20 protein-coding genes and 1 other RNA gene are annotated in these 20270 nt (G+C 51.8%); 11 read left to right on the top strand and 10 right to left on the bottom strand.

All coding sequences use genetic code 11. From position 1 onward, the window contains the following. Positions 1-214: 214 nt before the first annotated feature. The 4 genes from rseC to rpoE are packed head-to-tail and all read right to left on the bottom strand — an operon-like array spanning position 215 to position 2894. Positions 215-679 (bottom strand): SoxR-reducing system protein RseC, encoded by a 465-nt coding sequence (rseC, locus tag PMI17_RS03515; protein ID WP_007886167.1) that lies wholly within the window; start codon positions 677-679, stop codon positions 215-217. After that, the gene (rseB, locus tag PMI17_RS03510; protein WP_007886165.1) at positions 676-1632 is read right to left on the bottom strand and encodes a sigma-E factor regulatory protein RseB; all 957 of its coding nucleotides are present in this window, start codon (positions 1630-1632) and stop codon (positions 676-678) included. Before rseB ends, rseC begins: the two co-directional genes overlap by 4 nt. Further along, complete coding sequence (rseA, locus tag PMI17_RS03505; protein WP_007886163.1) at positions 1632-2288, bottom strand: anti-sigma-E factor RseA; 657 nt, start codon at positions 2286-2288, stop codon at positions 1632-1634. Before rseA ends, rseB begins: the two co-directional genes overlap by 1 nt. 27 nt (positions 2289-2315) lie before the next feature. Continuing rightward, positions 2316-2894 carry an RNA polymerase sigma factor RpoE gene (rpoE, locus tag PMI17_RS03500; protein WP_007886161.1) on the bottom strand — a complete coding sequence of 193 codons (579 nt, stop codon included), beginning with the start codon at positions 2892-2894 and terminating at the stop codon, positions 2316-2318. Between the two features lie 441 nt (positions 2895-3335). Here rpoE and nadB point away from each other — a divergent pair, with 441 nt between their 5' ends. Beyond that, complete coding sequence (gene nadB / locus PMI17_RS03495; protein WP_007886160.1) at positions 3336-4949, top strand: L-aspartate oxidase; 1614 nt, start codon at positions 3336-3338, stop codon at positions 4947-4949. Here nadB and PMI17_RS03490 read toward each other — a convergent pair. Next, positions 4938-5687, bottom strand: coding sequence for a tRNA1(Val) (adenine(37)-N6)-methyltransferase (locus PMI17_RS03490; protein WP_007886159.1), 750 nt, complete (start codon positions 5685-5687; stop codon positions 4938-4940). The two genes, nadB and PMI17_RS03490, sit on opposite strands and share 12 nt — an antisense overlap. Before the next feature lie 141 nt (positions 5688-5828). Here PMI17_RS03490 and srmB point away from each other — a divergent pair, with 141 nt between their 5' ends. Beyond that, a complete protein-coding gene (gene srmB, locus PMI17_RS03485; RefSeq protein WP_007886155.1) occupies positions 5829-7157 on the top strand; it encodes an ATP-dependent RNA helicase SrmB in 1329 nt (442 codons plus the stop codon). 187 nt (positions 7158-7344) lie between these two features. Here the strand turns inward: srmB and grcA are convergent, their stop codons facing one another. Next, positions 7345-7728 (bottom strand): autonomous glycyl radical cofactor GrcA, encoded by a 384-nt coding sequence (grcA, locus tag PMI17_RS03480; RefSeq protein WP_007886153.1) that lies wholly within the window; start codon positions 7726-7728, stop codon positions 7345-7347. 265 nt (positions 7729-7993) lie between these two features. Here grcA and ung point away from each other — a divergent pair, with 265 nt between their 5' ends. Continuing rightward, positions 7994-8671 carry a uracil-DNA glycosylase gene (gene ung / locus PMI17_RS03475; RefSeq protein ID WP_007886151.1) on the top strand — a complete coding sequence of 226 codons (678 nt, stop codon included), beginning with the start codon at positions 7994-7996 and terminating at the stop codon, positions 8669-8671. Positions 8672-8716: 45 nt separating this feature from the next. Here the strand turns inward: ung and grpE are convergent, their stop codons facing one another. Beyond that, entirely contained in the window at positions 8717-9295 is a 579-nt protein-coding gene (grpE, locus tag PMI17_RS03470; RefSeq protein WP_007886149.1) for a nucleotide exchange factor GrpE, read from the bottom strand. A gap of 122 nt (positions 9296-9417) precedes the next feature. Between grpE and nadK the strand changes: the two genes are divergently transcribed. From nadK to bamE, 3 genes are all read left to right on the top strand, one after another. After that, positions 9418-10296, top strand: a complete 879-nt coding sequence (gene nadK, locus PMI17_RS03465; protein WP_007886147.1) for an NAD(+) kinase — start codon at positions 9418-9420, stop codon at positions 10294-10296. A gap of 85 nt (positions 10297-10381) precedes the next feature. Next, a complete protein-coding gene (gene recN, locus PMI17_RS03460; RefSeq protein WP_007886146.1) occupies positions 10382-12043 on the top strand; it encodes a DNA repair protein RecN in 1662 nt (553 codons plus the stop codon). Between the two features lie 187 nt (positions 12044-12230). Beyond that, a complete protein-coding gene (bamE, locus tag PMI17_RS03455; RefSeq protein WP_007886144.1) occupies positions 12231-12578 on the top strand; it encodes an outer membrane protein assembly factor BamE in 348 nt (115 codons plus the stop codon). Positions 12579-12631: 53 nt separating this feature from the next. Here bamE and PMI17_RS03450 read toward each other — a convergent pair whose 3' ends face one another. Together PMI17_RS03450 and PMI17_RS03445 are read right to left on the bottom strand one after the other, a co-directional pair. Continuing rightward, positions 12632-12922 (bottom strand): RnfH family protein, encoded by a 291-nt coding sequence (locus PMI17_RS03450; protein ID WP_007886143.1) that lies wholly within the window; start codon positions 12920-12922, stop codon positions 12632-12634. Beyond that, complete coding sequence (locus tag PMI17_RS03445) at positions 12915-13349, bottom strand: type II toxin-antitoxin system RatA family toxin (protein WP_007886142.1); 435 nt, start codon at positions 13347-13349, stop codon at positions 12915-12917. Before PMI17_RS03445 ends, PMI17_RS03450 begins: the two co-directional genes overlap by 8 nt. Positions 13350-13508: 159 nt before the next feature. On the opposite strand from PMI17_RS03445, the gene smpB reads away from it, so the two are divergent. The 5 genes from smpB (at position 13509) to PMI17_RS03425 (ending at position 16802) form a co-directional block, all read left to right on the top strand. Further along, positions 13509-13991, top strand: coding sequence for an SsrA-binding protein SmpB (gene smpB, locus PMI17_RS03440; RefSeq protein WP_007886141.1), 483 nt, complete (start codon positions 13509-13511; stop codon positions 13989-13991). 44 nt (positions 13992-14035) lie between these two features. After that, positions 14036-14398, top strand: a transfer-messenger RNA (tmRNA) gene (gene ssrA / locus PMI17_RS24660). Between the two features lie 112 nt (positions 14399-14510). After that, positions 14511-15365 (top strand): PA4780 family RIO1-like protein kinase, encoded by an 855-nt coding sequence (locus PMI17_RS03435; protein ID WP_007886139.1) that lies wholly within the window; start codon positions 14511-14513, stop codon positions 15363-15365. 297 nt (positions 15366-15662) lie between these two features. Continuing rightward, positions 15663-16019, top strand: coding sequence for a hypothetical protein (locus tag PMI17_RS03430; RefSeq protein ID WP_007886138.1), 357 nt, complete (start codon positions 15663-15665; stop codon positions 16017-16019). 123 nt (positions 16020-16142) lie between these two features. After that, positions 16143-16802 carry an epoxyqueuosine reductase QueH gene (locus tag PMI17_RS03425; RefSeq protein WP_007886137.1) on the top strand — a complete coding sequence of 220 codons (660 nt, stop codon included), beginning with the start codon at positions 16143-16145 and terminating at the stop codon, positions 16800-16802. Between the two features lie 135 nt (positions 16803-16937). Here PMI17_RS03425 and mgtA read toward each other — a convergent pair whose 3' ends face one another. Next, the gene (mgtA, locus tag PMI17_RS03420) at positions 16938-19661 is read right to left on the bottom strand and encodes a magnesium-translocating P-type ATPase (RefSeq protein WP_007886136.1); all 2724 of its coding nucleotides are present in this window, start codon (positions 19659-19661) and stop codon (positions 16938-16940) included. Positions 19662-20270: the final 609 nt, after the last annotated feature.

The following is a 20270-nucleotide window of genomic DNA, read 5'->3' as shown; positions in this document are numbered from 1 at the left end:
ATGAATATCTTCACGTAGAAAATCAGTGGGAAACTTGAGCACAGACACATTCAGGAAAGTCAGCTTTACCCGGAACCCTGTCGGCCTCATTAATGACGACGCATATTACACTGTTAACGCCGCGCGTTAAAGAATGGAACTGTGGGGAATCGCAACAGATTTCAGCGGTTAAGCAGAATAGAGGAAGCCGCATCCGATGCGGCCCTGACGGGGATCAAACTTCGCTTTCCACACGCAGTGCATCGGGAGGTAACGCAACACTGAGAATCACAGGCTGAAATGCCTCGCGATCGCCGAATACGTTAGAGACACCTTTCGCCACGATAAAGCCGCCAATGCCGCCTAACAGTGCGCCACAGGCCGCAGCAACATCGCTGTGGAACAACATCTGGAAGATACCTGCAACCAAAAACAGGCCAAACAGCGGCGTCATGTAAACCAGCAACGCCGATCCCAGTAAACTGCTTTCACGAATGCCTAATTCGATACGCTGCCCAGGTTGCAACGGCTCCGCGCTGGCGATAGTCATAACGTGAGCATTTTTGGGTCCCAGCTGATTAAGCGCGTGGCTGCCGCAGCCTTTGCGCGCCGAACAGCTGTTACAGGAGGTTTTAGCTTCCGTATGCAACGTAGCAATGCCTTCCTTCCACGCCACGACGGTGGCCCATTCTCTCATCATTTTGGTGAACCCGAATCTATGCTGTCCGCAATACGTTTGGCAGTAGCTGGCGGCAATTCGCCCACCACCGTGATTTCACTATTATTGCGCACTTCTGTCTGCACCGTACGACGCCCAGTGCGCAATGCCTGCACGCTGCTGCTTTTATCTGCTGGAGTAATATTGATAGCGAAGCTGAATAAGCCGTCGCTATACAGGCGAGATTCGACAGTTTTGTTCATCGACGGAATATTGCGTCGACTTTGTGAAATCAACTTCATGCCTGCCGGAAGCCAGCCTGGCTGCCAGCTAAGTTCAACTTTATCTCCCGCCGGCAGTGACAGCGACGGCGGCAGATTAGCCTTTTCCAGACCTTGCATCAGATTACGCACGCCTTCATCAACGGCAAAACTGATCACCCGGAACTGCTCCAGCGTTTCTCCGTCACGATCGAGCAGATCAATACGCAGCGGCAATTTGGTATCCACATCCAGCCACACCACATAGCTGTAGCGTGTGCCATCGCGCGACACGATACGCACCACTTCGCACATCTGATCGGCCATGCGCGAGCGCCCCACGGGGATGAAATCGTAAGACTCGCCCAAACGGGAGAAGTCCGCGAACATCAACGCAGGAAGTGCATCAATAATGTGATTGCCCGGCAGCGAGAATGGATCTAATCCCGGCTCGAAATAGCTGATGTCGTTACCGCGCTGAATCACTTCACGGCGCGGCCCATCCATCTGCAGAAGTTGAGCGAAGATACGATTGTCGATTACCGCGTGACGATAACGCAGAGATTCAATGCCGAGACGCGAGACATTGATGTAGGCAAATTCGTAGTTGAGGTTCTGGCTTGCCTGCTCCATCTGCTGTAACAACGCCCCGGACGCAGATGTCTGCGCCGAGGCGATAGATGAGCAAAACAGGCTGCCTGCCAGCAGGCTAACGGCACACCAAAGCTGCTTCATTACTGCTGCTGAGTTCCTAACGACTGGTTTCCAGGAACATTAGCCTGTGCCTGTTGCGGATCGTTCTTTTCAAACTGAACCTGATCGGCATGCAGACGACGTTGCAGTTCATAATCCTGCAGCATGGCATTCACGCGACGACGCTGTTCCTGCACCTGCTGATTAGAACTATTGGTGTCGAACGCTTCAGACGGCACACCTAAGCTAACCGGCGACGCTTTACCCATCATTGGCAAGGTATTAAACGCGGGTGAGTCAGAGGCTTCCGTTGCACTGCCGGTTGGTGAACTGTTGTAGTGCTGAACACCCACAATCACCGCCAGTGATACACAGGCAGCGACACCAACCTGAGTCAACTGTGCAGCCCAGCTGCCACCACGACGCCAGAACGGCATCTTTTCATAGCGTGACGGCTCAGGCTGCGCTTCAGGGATCAGCGGAGTGACTTTGCGCGTCGGCTCATTTTCGATGGCCGCAGCTACACGTGCGGAGATATCAAAATGCAGCACTTCACCGATATCACCTCGTAAGGTGTCGCGGATGAGATGGTAGCTTTCCCAGCTTTGCTGAAGATCCGCATCCTTTGACAACGACGCCAACAGCTCGTTATCTAAAGTTTCACCATCCATTAAAGCGGAAAGTTTTTCTTTCTGCATGCCTTGGTACCCTTCCAGTAGCCGTTATCACTGACGTTGGATAAGCGGTTGAACTTTATTATCAATAGCCTCTCGTGCACGGAAGATACGCGAACGTACGGTACCAACCGGACAATCCATGATGACGGCAATCTCTTCGTAACTTAAGCCATCCAATTCCCTAAGGGTAATGGCCATACGAAGATCTTCGGGAAGCGCCTCAATGGTGCGAAAGACGATTTGTTTCAGTTCCTCAGACAACATTAAGTTCTCAGGGTTCGAAATTTCTTTTAACGCACCTGCACTTTCGAAATTCTCGGCGTCGATAGCATCCACATCACTGGATGGCGGACGTCGCCCCTGAGCAACCAGATAATTTTTTGCTGTATTCACCGCGATACGGTACAGCCATGTATAAAAAGCGCTGTCGCCACGGAACGACTCCAGTGCGCGATACGCTTTAATAAAAGATTCCTGAACCACATCAGGCACATCGCCTGAGGGAACATAGCGTGAAACCAGGCTCGCCACTTTATGCTGGTATCGAATCACCAGTAAATTAAAGGACTTTTGATCTCCCTTCTGAACCCGCTCAACGAGAACCTGATCCGTTAACTGCTCGCTCATCCGAGGTAATATCTCCCCAAAACTTTTTTATGCGTAAGTGAACTGCCAGCACATCTCATTGTTCTGAGCAAGCATGCGCTTAGAGTGATCTGCTGGCCTAAAGTTCACAACGACCTGAATATTTCCGTATCGGAACCACGACATCATTGTTGTTGATGGTCTTTCAGTGTAGCGACTTGCCACGCCGGTGGTGTCTTTTGCGGCACCGATAATCGCTGGCAGAGTACCTTATGATGCGGTCATTTTCACCTTTATTACCTGAATTTTCAGAGTGTTTACTATAAAAAACACATTCTGCTTATTTTAAACGTTAACCTACTGATATCGCGTTACTATCCTGAGTGGCAGGATAATTTTCCGGCGTAATTTGTTCAAAATACTTCACAGCATCGCTATCCAGGCTTATGCTCAAGCGACCTTTTGTTTAGTAAATTAAACATCATGACCTCTCTTCCTGATTATCAGTGTGATGTACTCATCGTCGGCAGCGGTGCGGCAGGTTTATCTTTAGCACTGCGACTGGCACCGCATTATCAGGTGACTGTGCTCAGTAAAGCCCAGGTCAATGAAGGCTCAACGCTGTATGCGCAGGGCGGAATTGCCGCAGTGTTTGATGAAACGGACAGCATTGAATCTCACGTAGAAGACACGCTGGTGGCCGGAGCGGGCTTATGCGATCGTCAAACAGTGAGTTTCATCGCCAGTAATGCGCGTCACTGTGTGCAATGGTTAATTGATAATGGCGTAGCATTCGATAAAGAGCCGCAGGTTGACGGCGAAGCACGTTACCATCTCACACGCGAAGGCGGCCACAGCCATCGTCGTATCCTGCACAGCGCCGATGCCACTGGTCGTGCGGTTGAAACCACGCTGGTAAGCCAGGCGCTGAGTCATCCCAATATCCGCATTATCGAACGCACCAATGCGGTGGATTTAATTCTCTCCGATAAGCTCGGTTTGCCGGGCAAACGCCGTGTGGTTGGCGCGTGGATCTGGAACCGCAATCGCGAACAGGTAGAAACCTGTCGCGCGCGCGCCGTGGTTTTAGCCACCGGCGGCGCAGCGAAAGTGTATCAATACACCACGAATCCGGATGTGGCGTCCGGCGATGGCATCGCGATGGCATGGCGCGCCGGTTGTCGCGTGGCCAACCTGGAATTCAATCAATTCCACCCTACCTGTTTATTCCATCCGCAAGCACAGAATTTCCTGTTAACCGAAGCATTGCGCGGTGAAGGTGCCTGGCTGCTGCGACCAGATGGATCGCGCTTTATGCCTGACTTTGACGAGCGAGCCGAACTGGCCCCGCGCGATATCGTCGCGCGCGCGATTGACCATGAGATGAAACGCCTGGGCGTCGATTGCATGTATCTCGACATTAGCCACCAGCCGGAAAGCTTTGTGCGCGCCCACTTCCCGATGATCTATGAAAAGTTATTGACCTTCGGCCTGGATCTTACCAAAGAGCCTATTCCCATCGTGCCCGCGGCGCATTATACCTGCGGCGGTGTGATGGTTGATCAGCAGGGACGAACTGACGTAGACGGGCTCTATGCCATCGGCGAAGTGAGCTACACCGGCTTGCACGGTGCCAATCGCATGGCATCAAACTCACTGCTGGAGTGCCTGGTTTACGGTTGGTCAGCGGCGGAAGACATGATCGCTCGCCTGCCCGATGTCGCGGCGGTGGAACATCTACCCGCATGGGATGAAAGCCGCGTTGATGATGCCGATGAGCGCGTGGTCATTCAACACAACTGGCACGAACTGCGGCTGTTTATGTGGGATTACGTGGGCATTGTTCGCACCACCAAACGGCTGGAGCGCGCACTGCGACGCATCAATTTGCTACAGCAGGAGATCGATGAGTACTACGCGCATTTCCGCCTATCCAACAATCTATTGGAGCTACGTAATCTGGTTCAGGTCGCCGAACTGATGGTGCGCTGTGCACTGCAACGCAAGGAGAGCCGCGGGTTGCACTTTACCCTCGACAATCCCGACCTGCTTGCGGAAGCCTTACCGACCATCCTGCAGCCAACGCTAACGGAATAGGTAAAACGCTTTGACCAGGCTGAGCCAGTCTGCCGAATAGCTTTTATCTTCATCGCGAATGGCGAGACGCTCCAGCAGCGTTTCGCCTGCGGTTGGAGAAAAGCCTAAGACCACCCGATTCGGTGGACGCTGCGCATAAGCGGCTACGTCGTAGCGATAGCGCAGATGCCAGCCGTCGGCTTCTGCGAGTGCAATCAGCGCTTCTCCTGCCTCTGCGGGCAGCACCACACAAAAAAGTCCCTCTTCCTCAATCAACTGCGCCGCGCAACGCAGCAGGGTGAGATGATCGAGTGTGGCGGTACTGCGTGCGGTATCTCGCTCTATGCTGCCAGAAGCCATACCTGGCGCAAAAAAAGGTGGGTTACTGACGATCAGCGAATAGCGTTTTTCGCACTGCTCGCTCCAGCTAACAATATCCTGATGATGAACCGTAATGCGATCCGCCCACGGCGAAGCCTGCATATTTTCCTGCGCCTGCTGCGCAGCGCTGGCTTCCAGCTCGACCGCATCAATCTGTACCTGAGACGACGTGCGCTGCGCCAACATCAGCGCAATCAGTCCGCTGCCGCAGCCTATATCGAGGATGCGACGGACATCTGCAACAGGCGCCCATGCGCCAATTAACACGCCATCGGTGCCCACTTTCATCGCACAGCGATCGTGTGCGACGAAGAATTGTTTAAAGGTAAAACCATCTTTTCTTAACGTTTGCCGCGCCTGCGGCTGGTGCTGAGACATTCTTCACTACCATTGAATTTTTTACTGCCGGAAGTGTAACGTGGTGGGGATGGGAATTCACCTGCGCCTGTAATAACTACACAAACAGATGAAGATTATATTCGTTCTGTCTATAATCAGCGCCCCAAACTGAGGTAGACCATGACCGTAACCACATTCTCCGAACTCGAACTCGACGAAAGCCTGCTACAAGCTTTGCAGGAAAAAGGCTTCACTCGCCCTACTGTTATTCAGGCCGAGACCATTCCTGCCGCGCTGGAAGGCCGTGACGTTCTGGGTTCGGCTCCAACCGGGACGGGGAAAACTGCAGCGTTTTTGCTGCCCGCTTTACAGCATTTGCTCGATTTCCCGCGCAAGAAATCAGGCCCGCCACGCATTTTGATTGTCACCCCAACGCGCGAACTGGCGATGCAGGTTGCCGATCACGCACGCGAACTGGCTAAACACACGCATCTGGATATCGCCACCATCACCGGTGGCGTGGCGTATATGAACCATGCCGAAGTGTTCAGCGAAAACCAGGACATCGTCGTCGCGACCACCGGCCGTCTACTGCAATACATCAAAGAAGAGAACTTTGACTGCCGTGCTGTGGAGACACTGATTCTTGATGAAGCTGACCGCATGCTCGATATGGGCTTTGCGCAGGACATCGAAACCATCGCCGCAGAAACCCGCTGGCGCAAGCAGACGCTGTTGTTCTCGGCGACGCTGGAAGGCGAGCACATCAAAGACTTCGCCGAGCGTTTGCTGAATGAGCCAGTCTTTATCGAGGCCGACCCAAGCAAAAGCGAACGTAAAAAAATCCAGCAATGGTATTACCGCGCTGACGATCTCGAGCATAAAAATAAGCTGCTGATTCATCTGCTGAAACAGCCCGATGCCACGCGCGTCATCGTGTTTGTGCGCAAACGCGAGCGTCTGCATGAGCTGGTCACATGGCTGCATGAAGCCGGCATTCGCACCAGCTATCTTGAAGGCGAAATGGTGCAGGTGAACCGTAACGAAGCGATCAAACGCATGAATGATGGCCGCGTTAAGGTGATGATCGCTACTGACGTTGCCGCTCGCGGTATCGACATTGACGATATCTCACACGTTATCAACTACGACTTGCCGCGCACTGCCGATACCTATCTGCACCGCATCGGTCGTACCGCGCGTGCGGGCCGTAAAGGTACAGCAATTTCGCTGGTTGAGGCACACGATCACGTGCTGCTGGGCAAAATCACCCGTTACATCAACGAGCCGTTAAAGGCGCGTGTGATTGATGAACTGCGTCCAGAAAGCCGTGCGCCAAGCGCTAAAGTGACGGGAAAACCGTCGAAAAAGGCCCTTGCGAAGCGCAAAGAGAAGAAAGAGAAAGAAGAAGAGAAACCACGCGTGAAAAAACGCCATCGCGATACCAAAAATGTCGGTAAACGCCGCAAGCCAAGCGGTAGCGATGCACCAGAATCCGGTGCGGAATAAAACAGCAACGTCTGAAACTGATCGCCTCTTTTGAGGCGATTTTTTTGTTTTAAGCGTAGCGAAATAGCGCTTTCGTTATGAACGTCCCTTCAGAAGCCTCTCTTTTTCAACGCACAATATAAAAAAGCCGCGCCAATCAACATTGGCGCGGCTTGTATTGCTGTGTGTCTTTTCTTCAGCGCTGCAATTACAGGCTTTCGGTAAATGTACGAGTAATAACATCACGCTGCTGCTCTGGCGTCAGCGCGTTAAAGCGCACGGCATAGCCGGAAACGCGAATGGTCAACTGTGGATATTTTTCCGGATGGTTCACGGCATCTTCCAACGTTTCACGACGCAGTACGTTTACGTTCAGGTGCTGACCACCTTCAATACGCACCTGCGGTTTCTGCTCAAGTGGAATTTCACGGTAAGCAATTTCACCCAGATCGCTGATAGCAACGACCTGATCTTCAGAGAAATCACCTTTAGCACACAGGCAGCGTGCTTCAGCTTTCTCATCGTCCAGCAGCCAGAATGAGTTCATCAACTGTGGATTACTTGCCTGAGTAATTTGAATTCCGGTAATCATAGTGGGCCTCCAGGGCTTTAGGCTGCCGCACAGGGACAGCGTTTATCAATCGGTTATGGAATGCTCTGGTATATCACTCAAAGAAATCCTTGGTTTTGACCTGTATCAATTTTGTCCAATCGCTTTAAACGCGTCAAAAGCTAACAAATTGATTCACAACAATTTTTAAAGTTAACTTTTTACGTAAATTTTCAAATTATTTTTACTCTTCTGCTGCTGTGCCTGACACGTTAAGCTAGGCGTATTAATTTGCAGGGAGTCAATGATGGCTGAGAAGCTAACCTGGCATGATGTGCTGGCTGAAGAGAAAGAGAAACCTTACTTCGTGGAAACTCTTAAAGCGGTTGCCAATGAACGCGCTGCTGGCGTAACGGTTTATCCGCCGCAGAAGGATGTGTTTAACGCCTTCCGCCTCACTGAACTGGGCGATATCAAAGTGGTTATTTTGGGCCAGGATCCGTATCACGGTCCAAACCAGGCGCATGGGCTGGCATTTTCCGTGCTGCCCGGCGTGGCCATTCCACCGTCGCTGCTGAATATGTACAAAGAATTAGAGTTGGATATTCCCGGTTTTGTACGTCCCAAACACGGTTTTCTCGAGAGTTGGGCAACGCAAGGCGTGATGCTGTTGAATACCGTATTAACGGTGGAAGCCAGCAAGGCGCATTCGCACGCGCGCTTTGGCTGGGAAACCTTTACGGATAACGTTATTAGCGCCATCAATCAGCACCGCGAAGGGGTGATTTTCTTACTGTGGGGTTCACATGCGCAGAAGAAAGGCAGCATCATTGATACGCAGCGTCATCATGTCCTAAAAGCACCGCACCCTTCTCCGCTCTCGGCCCATCGCGGCTTTTTTGGTAGCAAACACTTTTCACAGGCTAACGCGCTATTAAGCCAATCGGGTCAAACCCCGATCGATTGGATGCCGCAACTGCCATAAAAACAAACGACCGCATTATGCGGCCGTTGTCATTACAGCAAGGAATTAGCCTTTGGCTTTGGTCACTGCCACCATCGCCGGACGCAGCAGACGACCGTTGAGGGTGTAACCACGCTGCATTACCATCAACACGTGATTTGGCGCCATATCATCAGACTCCATCATCGACATTGCCTGATGGATTTCCGGATTGAACGGCACATTGGTGTCGCCCACCACTTCCACGCCAAACTTACGCACCGCGCCCAGCAGCGACTTCAGCGTCAGCTCGATGCCTTCAATCATCGAAGCCAGTTCAGCGTTCTCTTTATCAGCCACTTCCAGCGCACGCTCCAGGCTATCGATCACTGGCAGCAGTTCGTTGGCGAATTTTTCTAGCGCAAACTTGTGCGCCTTTTCCACATCCATTTCGGTACGGCGACGGATGTTTTCGATCTCCGCCTGAGCACGCAGCTGTGCATCACGAACGCCGGTTTGTGAAATGGCTAACTCGGCTTCGAGTTGCGCGATACGCTCATCACGTGGATCCACCTCAGCGGCTGTCTCTGCGTCCACGTGCTGTTGATCCTGTTGAATTTCGTCTGAGACTTGCTCGTTTGGGGTGTTCTGTTCTTTACTACTCATGAATTTCTCCGCGTTTTGCACATTCATCTCGCTGGTTGGCTTATTATGGGGATCAGTTTGACGGTTTCAAGTAAACCCATCACATTGCCTGGCCGTTTTGGCTTATAAGGAACTCGCGCTAAATGAACAAACACTTTAACTGCATCGGGATTGTCGGCCATCCGCGCCATCCTACTGCGTTAACCACCCATGAAATGCTCTGGCGCTGGCTAACGGCAAAGGGTTATGAGGTGATTGTCGAGCAGCAGATTGCGCGCGAACTGGATTTGAAAAACGCTGTAACTGGCAGCCTGGCGGATATTGGTCAACGTGCCGATTTAGCCGTGGTTGTCGGCGGCGATGGCAACATGCTCGGCGCTGCTCGCGTGCTGGCGCGCTATGACATCAAAGTCATTGGGATCAACCGTGGCAACCTCGGTTTTCTAACCGATCTCGATCCGGACAACGCACAACAGCAACTTGATGATGTGCTGCAGGGTGATTATTTCGTCGAAAGCCGCTTCTTGCTGGAGGCGCAGGTTTGCAAAGAAGATTGCTCGCCGCGCATCGGTAGCGCCATTAATGAAGTGGTACTGCATCCCGGAAAAGTTGCGCACATGATTGAATTCGAAGTCTATATTGATGAGGTGTTTGCCTTCTCGCAGCGCTCTGATGGCTTAATTATCTCCACACCAACCGGTTCAACTGCCTACTCGCTTTCAGCTGGCGGCCCGATTCTTACGCCGTCGCTGGACGCGATTACGCTAGTGCCCATGTTCCCGCATACGCTCTCCGCACGTCCGCTAGTAATTAATAGCAGCAGCACTATCCGTCTGCGCTTTTCCTCCTTACGCAGCGACCTTGAGATCAGTTGCGACAGCCAGATAGCCCTGCCGATTCAGGAAGGTGAAGATGTACTGATTCGCCGCAGCGCCAATCATCTCAATCTTATTCACCCTAAAAATTATAACTATTTTAATACGTTAAGCTCAAAGCTGGGTTGGTCGAAAAAATTGTTCTGAAAATCATCGCCGATCACTTTACTGTATAAAAAACCAGGATATACTGTATGTAAAACCATATCTGTTTTTACATACAGGTGATTCTATGCTGGCACAACTGACCATCAGTAATTTTGCTATCGTTCGTGAACTGGAGATCGACTTTCATCGTGGTATGACAGCGATCACAGGTGAAACCGGCGCAGGTAAATCTATCGCTATCGATGCGCTGGGCCTGTGTTTAGGCGGCCGCGCTGAAGCAGATATGGTGCGTCAGGGCGCCAGTCGTGCAGATATCTGCGCCCGCTTCCAACTGAAAGCCTCGCCTTCCGCACAACGCTGGCTGGTTGAGAATCAGCTGGATGAAGGTAATGAATGCTTGCTGCGCCGCGTGATTAGCGCAGATGGCCGTTCGCGTGGCTTTATTAACGGCACCTCAGTGCCGCTGTCGCAGCTACGTGAACTCGGCCAGTTGCTGATTCAGATTCACGGCCAGCATGCTCACCAGCTCCTGCTCAAAGCCGATCACCAAAAGCACCTGTTGGACGCTTACGCAGCACATGACAATGTGCTGTGCGACATGCGCCAGCACTACCAGCGCTGGCACCAGAGTTGCCGCGCGCTGGCACAGCATCAGCAGTTATCGCAAGAGCGGGAATCACGTCGTGAGCTGCTGCAGTATCAGCTGAAAGAGCTTAATGAATTTGCCCCACAGTTGGGCGAATTTGAACAGATTGATGAAGAGTACAAACGTTTGGCGAACAGCGGCCAACTGCTTTCAACCAGTCAGCAAGCGTTGCAAATCCTCGCCGATGGTGATGACACCAATCTGCAAAGCCTGCTGTACAGCGCCCGCAATATGCTAGGTGAACTGTTAACGCTGGATAATAAAGTTAGCGGCGTTTTCAACCTGCTGGAAGAAGCAGCCATTCAACTCAGTGAAGCCAGCGATGAACTGCGCCACTATTGCGAACGGCTGGATCTCGATCCTAATCGTCTGCATGAACTCGAGCAGCGCCTGTCACGACAGATCGCCCTTGCGCGCAAACATCACGTTTCTCCTGAAACCTTACCTGTGCTTTATCAGCAATTACTGGATGAAGCGGAGCTGTTGTCACAGCAAGAGAGCGATCAGGAAGCGCTACAGTCAGACGTGGTGGCTCATCATAAAGCGGCGTTAGTCAGTGCTGAAAAGCTGCATCAATTGCGCGAGCACGCAGCACAAGAGTTGAGTCATCTGATTACCGAAAGTATGCGCACGCTGGCGATGCCGCATGGCCAGTTTGCCATTGTTCTGGAGTTTAATGCAGATCAACTCACCGCTGACGGCGCGACACGTATTGATTTCCGCGTTACTACCAACCCAGGTCAACCGCTTCAGCCATTGGGCAAAGTCGCGTCGGGCGGTGAACTATCGCGTATCGCTCTGGCCATTCAGGTGATCACCGCACAGAAAATGGAAACCCCAGCAATGATCTTCGATGAAGTGGATGTTGGAATCAGCGGTCCAACCGCCGCTGTGGTTGGCCAGATGCTGCGTCAGTTGGGTGAATCAACTCAGGTGATGTGCGTAACGCATCTGCCGCAGGTTGCTGGCTGCGGACATCATCATTTCTATGTCAGCAAAGAGACCGATGGCGCGATGACTGAAACCCATATGCAGCCGCTTGATAAGCGTGCGCGCTTGCAAGAGTTGGCGCGACTACTGGGCGGCAGTGAGGTCACTCGTAACACGCTGGCAAACGCGAAAGAACTTTTAGCCGCCTGATACAGCACTTTTTTCCCGGCTGGTGGTCATATGCTTGCTCTGTAGAGGTTTCAAATAGCGGAAAGGTTTATTATCATCGGCAGTTATATAAATCGAATGATAAAGCCTGCCGCAGGCAGAGTTCAGAATTTGATGGCAAAAAAATAGCCTGCTGAAAGGCGTTTGGCCCCAGAAAAGGAATGTATAGATGCGCTGTAAAACGCTGACTGCCGCGGCAGTAGTAATGTTGATGATGACCGCTGGATGTTCCACCCTTGAGCGCGTTGTGTATCGTCCGGATATCAATCAGGGGAATTACCTGGTCGCCAACGATGTGTCGAAGATTCACAACGGCATGACGCAGCAGCAGGTCGCCTACACGCTTGGCACGCCGATGATGCACGATCCCTTTGGCAGTAACGTTTGGTATTACGTGTTCCGTCAGGAACCTGGCCATGAAGGTGTGAAACAGCAGACCTTGACGCTGACCTTTGATAGCAACGGAACGCTGACCAACATCGATAACAAGCCCAAGCTCACTGGCAAAGAAGGCTAAGTGAACAGCAATAAAAAAGGCGCTTTAGCGCCTTTTTTAGTTTTCCTATCCGACTATTTCTTATCTGCCGCACGCTCTGCGCGTTGACGCCGCATCTCTTTTGGATCGGCAATCAGCGGCCGATAAATCTCGATACGGTCACCATCCTGCACAGTATCAGCCAATTTCACTGGGCGACTATAGATACCGACTTTATTGGTGCTAAGGTCAATATCCTTGCGCAGCGACAATAAGCCCGACGCCTGAATGACCTGCTCAACCGTCGCGCCCTCTTCAATAGTGACTGAGCGCAAATATTGCTTCTCGGGCAGCGCGTATACCACTTCCACGCTGATATCAGGCACGATAAACCTCTTTCGCGCGCTGACTGAACGCCTGCACCATGCTGTTAGCGAGCTCTTTAAAGATGCGACCAAACGCCATTTCTACCAGCATATTGGTGAACTCAAAATCAAGGCTCAACTCAACTTTACAGGCATCATCACCTAACGAAGTGAAATGCCAGCCGCCGGTCAATTTTCGAAATGGACCATCAACCAACTGCATTAAAATGCTTTGATTACTGATCAACGTATTACGCGTAGTAAATGTTTTACTGATGCCTGCTTTCGAGACATCAACGGCGGCGGTCATTTGATCTCCGCTGTTATCCAGCACGCGGCTGCCGGTGCAGCCCGGCAGAAACTCAGGATAAGCATCCACATCATTCACTAGACGGTACATCTGCTCAGCGCTATAAGGGACCAGCGCTGAACGGCTAATCTGGGCCATAATGGTTCCTGTTCATCACAAAACCCTTGAATAATACCATTTTCAGTCACCAAACAAAAATTCACGGCTTTGCTTGCTGTGCTAAAATGGAGTGTTTTTTACCGCCCTGCAGGACAGGGGATGCGCCCATAAACTGAGTGATGTAGACTACGCCGCACTATGACAAAGAAAAAAGTTAACAAACCCGGTTCAGCCACTATTGCCCTCAATAAACGCGCACGTCATGAATACTTCATTGAAGAAGAGTTCGAGGCGGGTATGTCGTTGCAAGGATGGGAAGTCAAATCACTCCGTGCCGGTAAGGCTAACATCAGCGATAGCTACATTCTGCTGCGCGATGGTGAAGCTTACCTGTTCGGCTCTACCTTCCAGCCGCTGGCAGTGGCTTCAACGCATGTGGTGTGTGATCCCACGCGTAGCCGCAAGCTGCTGCTGAAACAACGCGAACTCGATTCCCTCTACGGACGCGTTAACCGTGAAGGCTTTACCGTGGTTGCGCTGTCGATGTATTGGAAAAATGCCTGGGCTAAACTGAAAATTGGTGTGGCACGCGGCAAGAAAGAGCACGACAAGCGTGACGACGTTAAAGAACGTGAATGGAAGATGGATAAAGCACGTATTATGAAGAATTCAAAGCGTTAAGCACTGGATTTGAACATCTGTTTTCTGTAGTATTGAAATTTCTTGGGGCTGATTCTGGACTCGACGGGATTGTGAAGCCTTAGGAGCATGCCGAGGGGCGGTTTGCCTCGTAAAAAGCCGCAAAAAAATAGTCGCAAACGACGAAAACTACGCTTTAGCAGCTTAATAACCTGCTTTGAAGCCCTCTCTCCCTAGCTTCCGCTCTTAAGACGGGGATCAAGAGAGGTCAAACCCAAAAGAGATCGTGTGGATGCCTTGCCTGGGGTTGAAGCACTAAATCTAATCAGGCTAGTTTGTCAGTGGCGTGTCTGTCCGCAGCTGGCCGGCGAACGTAAAGACTGACTAAGCATGTAGTGCCGACGGTGTAGTAATTTCGGACGCGGGTTCAACTCCCGCCAGCTCCACCAAAATTCTCCATCGATGACACCAGAGTCATTCGATGAAGTCCTAAGAGCCCGCACGGCGTAAGCCTTGCGGGCTTTTTTGTATCTGTACTCGTACTCTTTCAAGGCGACAGGAATGAAAATCCCAAACAGACTCCAACCTCTCGTCGATGATGGCTTGATCGACGAAGTACTTCAAAGACTTAGAAGCGGCAAAGAAGCTGACGTATACACAGTTTTAAGTGGCGGTAAAATTCAATGTGCCAAAGTGTACAAAGAAGCCACGCAGAGAAGCTTTAAGCAGGCGGTGAATTATCAGGAAGGACGTAAAGTCCGTAACTCGCGTAATACGCGTGCCATGCAAAAGGGCTCGAAATTCGGACGTAAGCAACAGGAAGAGACCTGGCAAAGCGCGGAGGTCGATGCGCTATTTCGTCTGGCTAATGCTGGCGTGCGCGTCCCGCAACCCTATATCTGCATCGACGGTGTGTTGTTGATGGAGCTGGTCACGGATGCAGAAGGCATGGTTGCTCCACGTCTGAGTGACGTGATGCTTTCGGCAGAGGATGCCGCTGTTGATTTCGCAACCATGATCCGCAACATCGTGCGCATGCTGTGTGCCGGCATTGTTCATGGTGACCTGTCAGAGTTTAACGTATTACAGGACGCGAACGGGCCAGTGATCATCGACCTGCCACAAGCTGTCGACGCCGCCGCTAATAATCATGCCGAATCCATGTTTGAGCGCGACGTCAATAATATTACCGCTTACTACGGCCAGTTTGCCCCGCAAATACTGCAAACCCGCTATGCGAAAGAGATCTGGCAGCTGTACGAAGATGGAAAATTAACGCCAGAAACACCGTTAACCGGCCTGTTTACCGAAGAGTTGCATAGCGTAGATGTTGATTCGTTGATGGACGAAATCATCGCCGCAGAAGATGAGTTTTATGCCCGTCAGCGGGCCGCCAAAGAGCGTGACGATGAGTAAAAGTTGCTCCAGATTTTAGGTGAGCTAGTCGAGCAGATCCCACTGAGGATAAGTGATGACAGTACAACCATTCAGGGCGGGGTAACGTTGGCATGCAGGCTTAATCTTTGTTGCTGAACGTAAAGCACGTCATTTGCGCTTGCCCCCTGTAAAAGCCAACGGCTTAAAATGCTATCTGCACGTGATTTCACCAGCGAAACTAGACCTTTTTCATTCCTGGTTTATTCTTAAATCTTTCCATCGTGGCTTATGCCAGGATGAATACCTGAGACGACATATTTCAAGAAAGAGGGAATTATGAAAAAGACAATTATTGCAGTATCGGCTCTTCTGTTGGCTTCTTCGGCTTTTGCCGCTACTACACATGCTACTGATGACACCGTCGCTAACGCGCAAGCCGGTGCTAACACCGCTAAAGAAAAACTGCATCAGGCGCAGAACGAAGGTAAAGAGCAGCAGCTGAAAGCTAAACATGCTGCTGAAGGCAAAAGCGATAACCTGAGCAGCAAAGCGAGCGAAGGCACGCAAAAAGCCTGGAACAATACTAAAGAAGGTTCCGAGAAAGGTTGGGATGCCACGAAAGAAGGCACGCAGAAAGGCTGGAATAAAACCAAAGAAGGTGCCAGCGATCTGAAAAAGAAAGTGACTGAATAACGCTCTTTGCCCAATCCAGAGGCCGCGCTTGCGGCCTTTTTTATTGCCCCGTTTTCGTCAATTTTGCATCTTCAGCCTAATCACCTTAGACTTTACGCAACACTCTATTAACCAATAATTCTTATGTCTGATACCTTCACACGCCAGCCGCTACCTTTACCCAACGGTCACAATAAAGTACTGCTGCACTCGTGCTGTGCGCCCTGCTCGGGCGAAGTGATGGAAGCGATGCTGGCTTCCGGCATTGATTACACCATTTTCTTCTACAACCCAAACATTCATCCGCTGAAAGAGTACGAACTGCGTAAAGAGGAGAACATCCGCTTTGCCGAGCAGTTTGGCGTCCCTTTTGTGGATGCCGATTACGACAAAGACAATTGGTTTGCGCGCGCACGCGGCATGGAGTGGGAACCGGAACGCGGCGTGCGCTGCACCATGTGTTTCGATATGCGTTTCGAGCGCACCGCGCTGTATGCACATGAAAACGGTTTTCCGGTGATCACCAGTTCACTTGGCATTTCGCGCTGGAAGAACATGCAGCAGATTAACGATTGCGGCGTGCGTGCGGCTGCACACTATCCCGATATGCTTTATTGGCAATTTAATTGGCGTAAAGGCGGCGGATCGTCACGCATGATTGAGATCAGCAAGCGCGAACGTTTCTATCAGCAGGAGTATTGCGGCTGCATCTATTCGCTGCGCGACAGCAATCGCCATCGCGTCGCCAGCGGGCGCGAGCGCATTGAAATCGGCGTGCAGTATTACCAACCGGATGAAGAGTAAAGAAAAGGGCAGGATTTCCTGCCCTTCATGTGATTAACGCAATACCAGCGTCAACACCACGATGACCACCATCATCAGCAGCAGATGGAAGACCACCTTATTAAGATTTCTGTTGCGCATGTCACCTCCATCGTCTTAGAACCACTGACCAAAGCGCTTGATGTAGAGCATTTTCATGCCCTGCGCGACGACGCAATAGCCGAGCAGCGTTGCCACCAGCCATGGGAAGTAGGACCACGGCAGCGGCACTAATCCAACCATGGCACCCAGCGGTGAGAACGGCAGCAGAATGCCGGCGATCATCACGCAGGCCGTGGTCAGCAGCACCGGCAGCGCAGCGCGACTCTGGATAAACGGAATCTTTTGCGTCCGCAACATATGTACCACCAGCGTTTGCGACAGCAGGCCTTCAATAAACCAGCCAGACTGGAACAGCGATTGCATCTCTGGCGTATTCGCCGCAAAAACGTACCACATCAGCGCAAAGGTGGTGATATCGAAAATGGACGACGTTGGGCCAATCCATAGCATGAAGCGTTTGATATTACGCGCGTCCCATTTACGCGGTTTACGCAGGAATTCACGGTCCATTTTGTCCCACGGCAGCGCCAGCTGAGACAGATCGTACATCAGGTTCTGAATCAGCAGATGAATCGCCAGCATCGGCAGGAACGGAATAAAGGCGCTGGCCACCAATACCGAGAACACATTGCCAAAATTAGAACTGGCGGTCATGTTCAGGTACTTAATGATGTTGCCGAAGGTTTCGCGCCCCGTCATCACGCCCTCTTCCAGCACCATCAAATCTTTTTCCAGCAGGATGATATCGGAAGATTCTTTCGCGATATCCGCCGCGCTATCGACGGAAATCCCCACATCAGCATCACGCAGCGCCGGAGCATCATTAATACCATCGCCCAGGAAACCAACGGTGTGACCAAGCTGCTGCAGCGTGCTCACCAGTCGTGATTTTTGCAGCGGCGTGAGTTTAGCGAACACCGAACTTTGTGCTGCAGCCGCCGCCAATTGCTCATCGCTCATTAATGCAATTTGGTCGCCGGTAACGATCGCGCCGCTATCGATGCCAACCTGCTGGCAAATGCGTGCGGTAACCACCGGATTATCGCCGGTTAATACCTTGACGCTGACGCCATTGTCGCGCAGTGCGCTAATGGCTTTCGCGGCGCTCTCTTTTGGCGGATCGAGGAAGGTCAGCAGTCCTTCCACCGTCAATCCCTGCTCATCCGCCACGCTCAACGGCTGCTGTAAACCCGGCTCCGCCAGCACGCGACTGGCCACCAGCAACACGCGGAAACCCTGCTCATTATATTGATGTGCTAGCGCCAATAGTTCTGCACGGCGCGTTTCGTTCAGCGGCTGCACCAGCTTGCCTTCGCGCTCGGCGGTAGCGATGCTCAGCATCTCTTCCACTGCGCCTTTGCAGATCAGCATCTGTTGATTCAGGCGACGATCGCGCACCACTACCGAGACACGGCGCCGGATAAAATCAAACGGCAGTTCATCCACTTTGATGTAGCTGTCGCCAACCGCCTCGCTAACCCGGTTTTTACCGTACTGCAAAATGGCGCGATCCATCAGGTTCAGCGTACCGCTTTGATAATGGCTGTTGAGCCAGCTCAACATCAGCACGCGTGAGTTTTCCACCCCAGCACAATCCAGATGATGCTCCAGAATGATGTTGTCCTGCGTCAGCGTACCGGTTTTATCGGTGCAAAGGATGTCCATTGCCCCGAGGTTTTGAATCGCGTTCAGGCGCTTAACGATCACTTTGCGCCGCGACATGGCGATGGCGCCTTTCGCCAGATTTGAACTGACAATCATCGGCAGCATTTCCGGCGTTAATCCGACCGCCACCGCCAGCGCAAACAGCGATGCGTCGAGCCAGTCGCCTTTGGTGAAGCCATTGATCAGCAGCACCACCGGCACCATCACCAGCATGAAGCGGATCAGCAGCCAGCTCACGCTGTTAACGCCGCGGTCAAAGGCGGTTTGTGAGCGGTTACCAACAATCGATTTCGCCAGGCTACCAAAATAGGTTTCGCTGCCGGTCGCCACCACTACTGCTTTAGCGCTGCCGCTGGAGACGTTGGTACCCATCAGGCAGACGCTGCCCAGTTCCAGCAGCGACGTGCCCTGCTCGCTGGCACCGCTGCTTTTGCTGGTGACATGGCCGGTAACGTCATACTTTTCAACCGGTAACGATTCGCCAGTTAAAATTGCCTGGCTGATAAACAGATCGCGCGAATCCAGCAGGCGCACATCGGCGGGCACCAAATCCCCCGCGGAGAGATAGATGATGTCGCCAGGCACCAGCGTAGCGATGTCCACTTCCTGTTTGCTGGGCGCGTGCTGCGCTGATTCACGACGTAATACGGTCGCGGTGGTGCGCACCATCGACTTCAGCGCCTGTGCCGCTTTATTGGTGCGGAACTCCTGCCAGAAGCGCAGCAAACCGCTGAGCGTTACCATCGTCACAATGATGATGACACCGGTCAGATCGGTCTCCTCGCCGTTGCGCATCGGCAGCCAGAAATCAGTGAAAAAACTCACTGCAGCCAGCGCCATCAGGACATAGATAAACGGATTGTTGAACGCGTGCAGCAGCTGCACCAGCGCCGGCGGCGCTTTATCGTGTTCAACCTGATTACGGCCATATACCGCTAAGCGCGCCTCGGCTTCACGCTCATTCAGGCCCAGCGCATCACTACGCAGGCGCACCAGAGTTTCATCGGCAGTGAATCCGGCTTCATCTTCAATCAGGTAGCGCGGCGTTTTGTGACGCTGCGGACGTGTGGTATTCCAGGCTTTTTTGTCCTGGTTGAGTTTCATGTCAGTCATGATGACATTCCTCTGTTTTACGGCAATAGATATCCCTGCATGCCATGCACACAAAATGGATGTAATTAAATTAACGGCAATGCGTTATTAAATTAAAAATAACCTGTCGGGAATTTCCATATCACCTCCCGGAAATTAAAGACGAAAAGAGTCGCTCGTTAAATAACGAGTAATAGATAATGACGATGGAAAACACCACGCAGTCGAACAGCGAAGAGCTGTCTAACGCGCAGCGTAAATCAGCACGCTGAGGTTCAGCGCGCGCATCGAGGCGGAGGGAAAAGTGTGTTAAAAATCATGTGCATGATGATGTTCCCACGAGCTTCGGCCCGTTACAGTGTCGTTGTGAGGGAACAATCATCAGAAGAGAGGAGGATTGCTGCCCGCCGTGTTGGCAAGCAGCGACAAAAAAGTTCGCGCGTCAGCTTGCCTTGTAATGCCATCTAAAAGGGTGACTGTCCAACTGAACTCTCCTGCTTTGAAATTGCGGCTATTATATTCCGGGACGTAACGAAGTAAAGTTAATTATCTATAACTCAATACTCATTTAAATTCCGTTGTGGTTGAGTTGATATTAACTATTCCGATCGCCATTAATGGCGACCCTAC

Origin of the sequence: Pantoea sp. GM01 (assembly GCF_000282675.1) — a bacterium.
Classification (GTDB): Bacteria; Pseudomonadota; Gammaproteobacteria; order Enterobacterales; family Enterobacteriaceae; genus Pantoea; species Pantoea nemavictus.
Note: the sequence above shows the minus strand (reverse complement) of the source record. Positions and strands in the feature narration are given on the sequence as shown.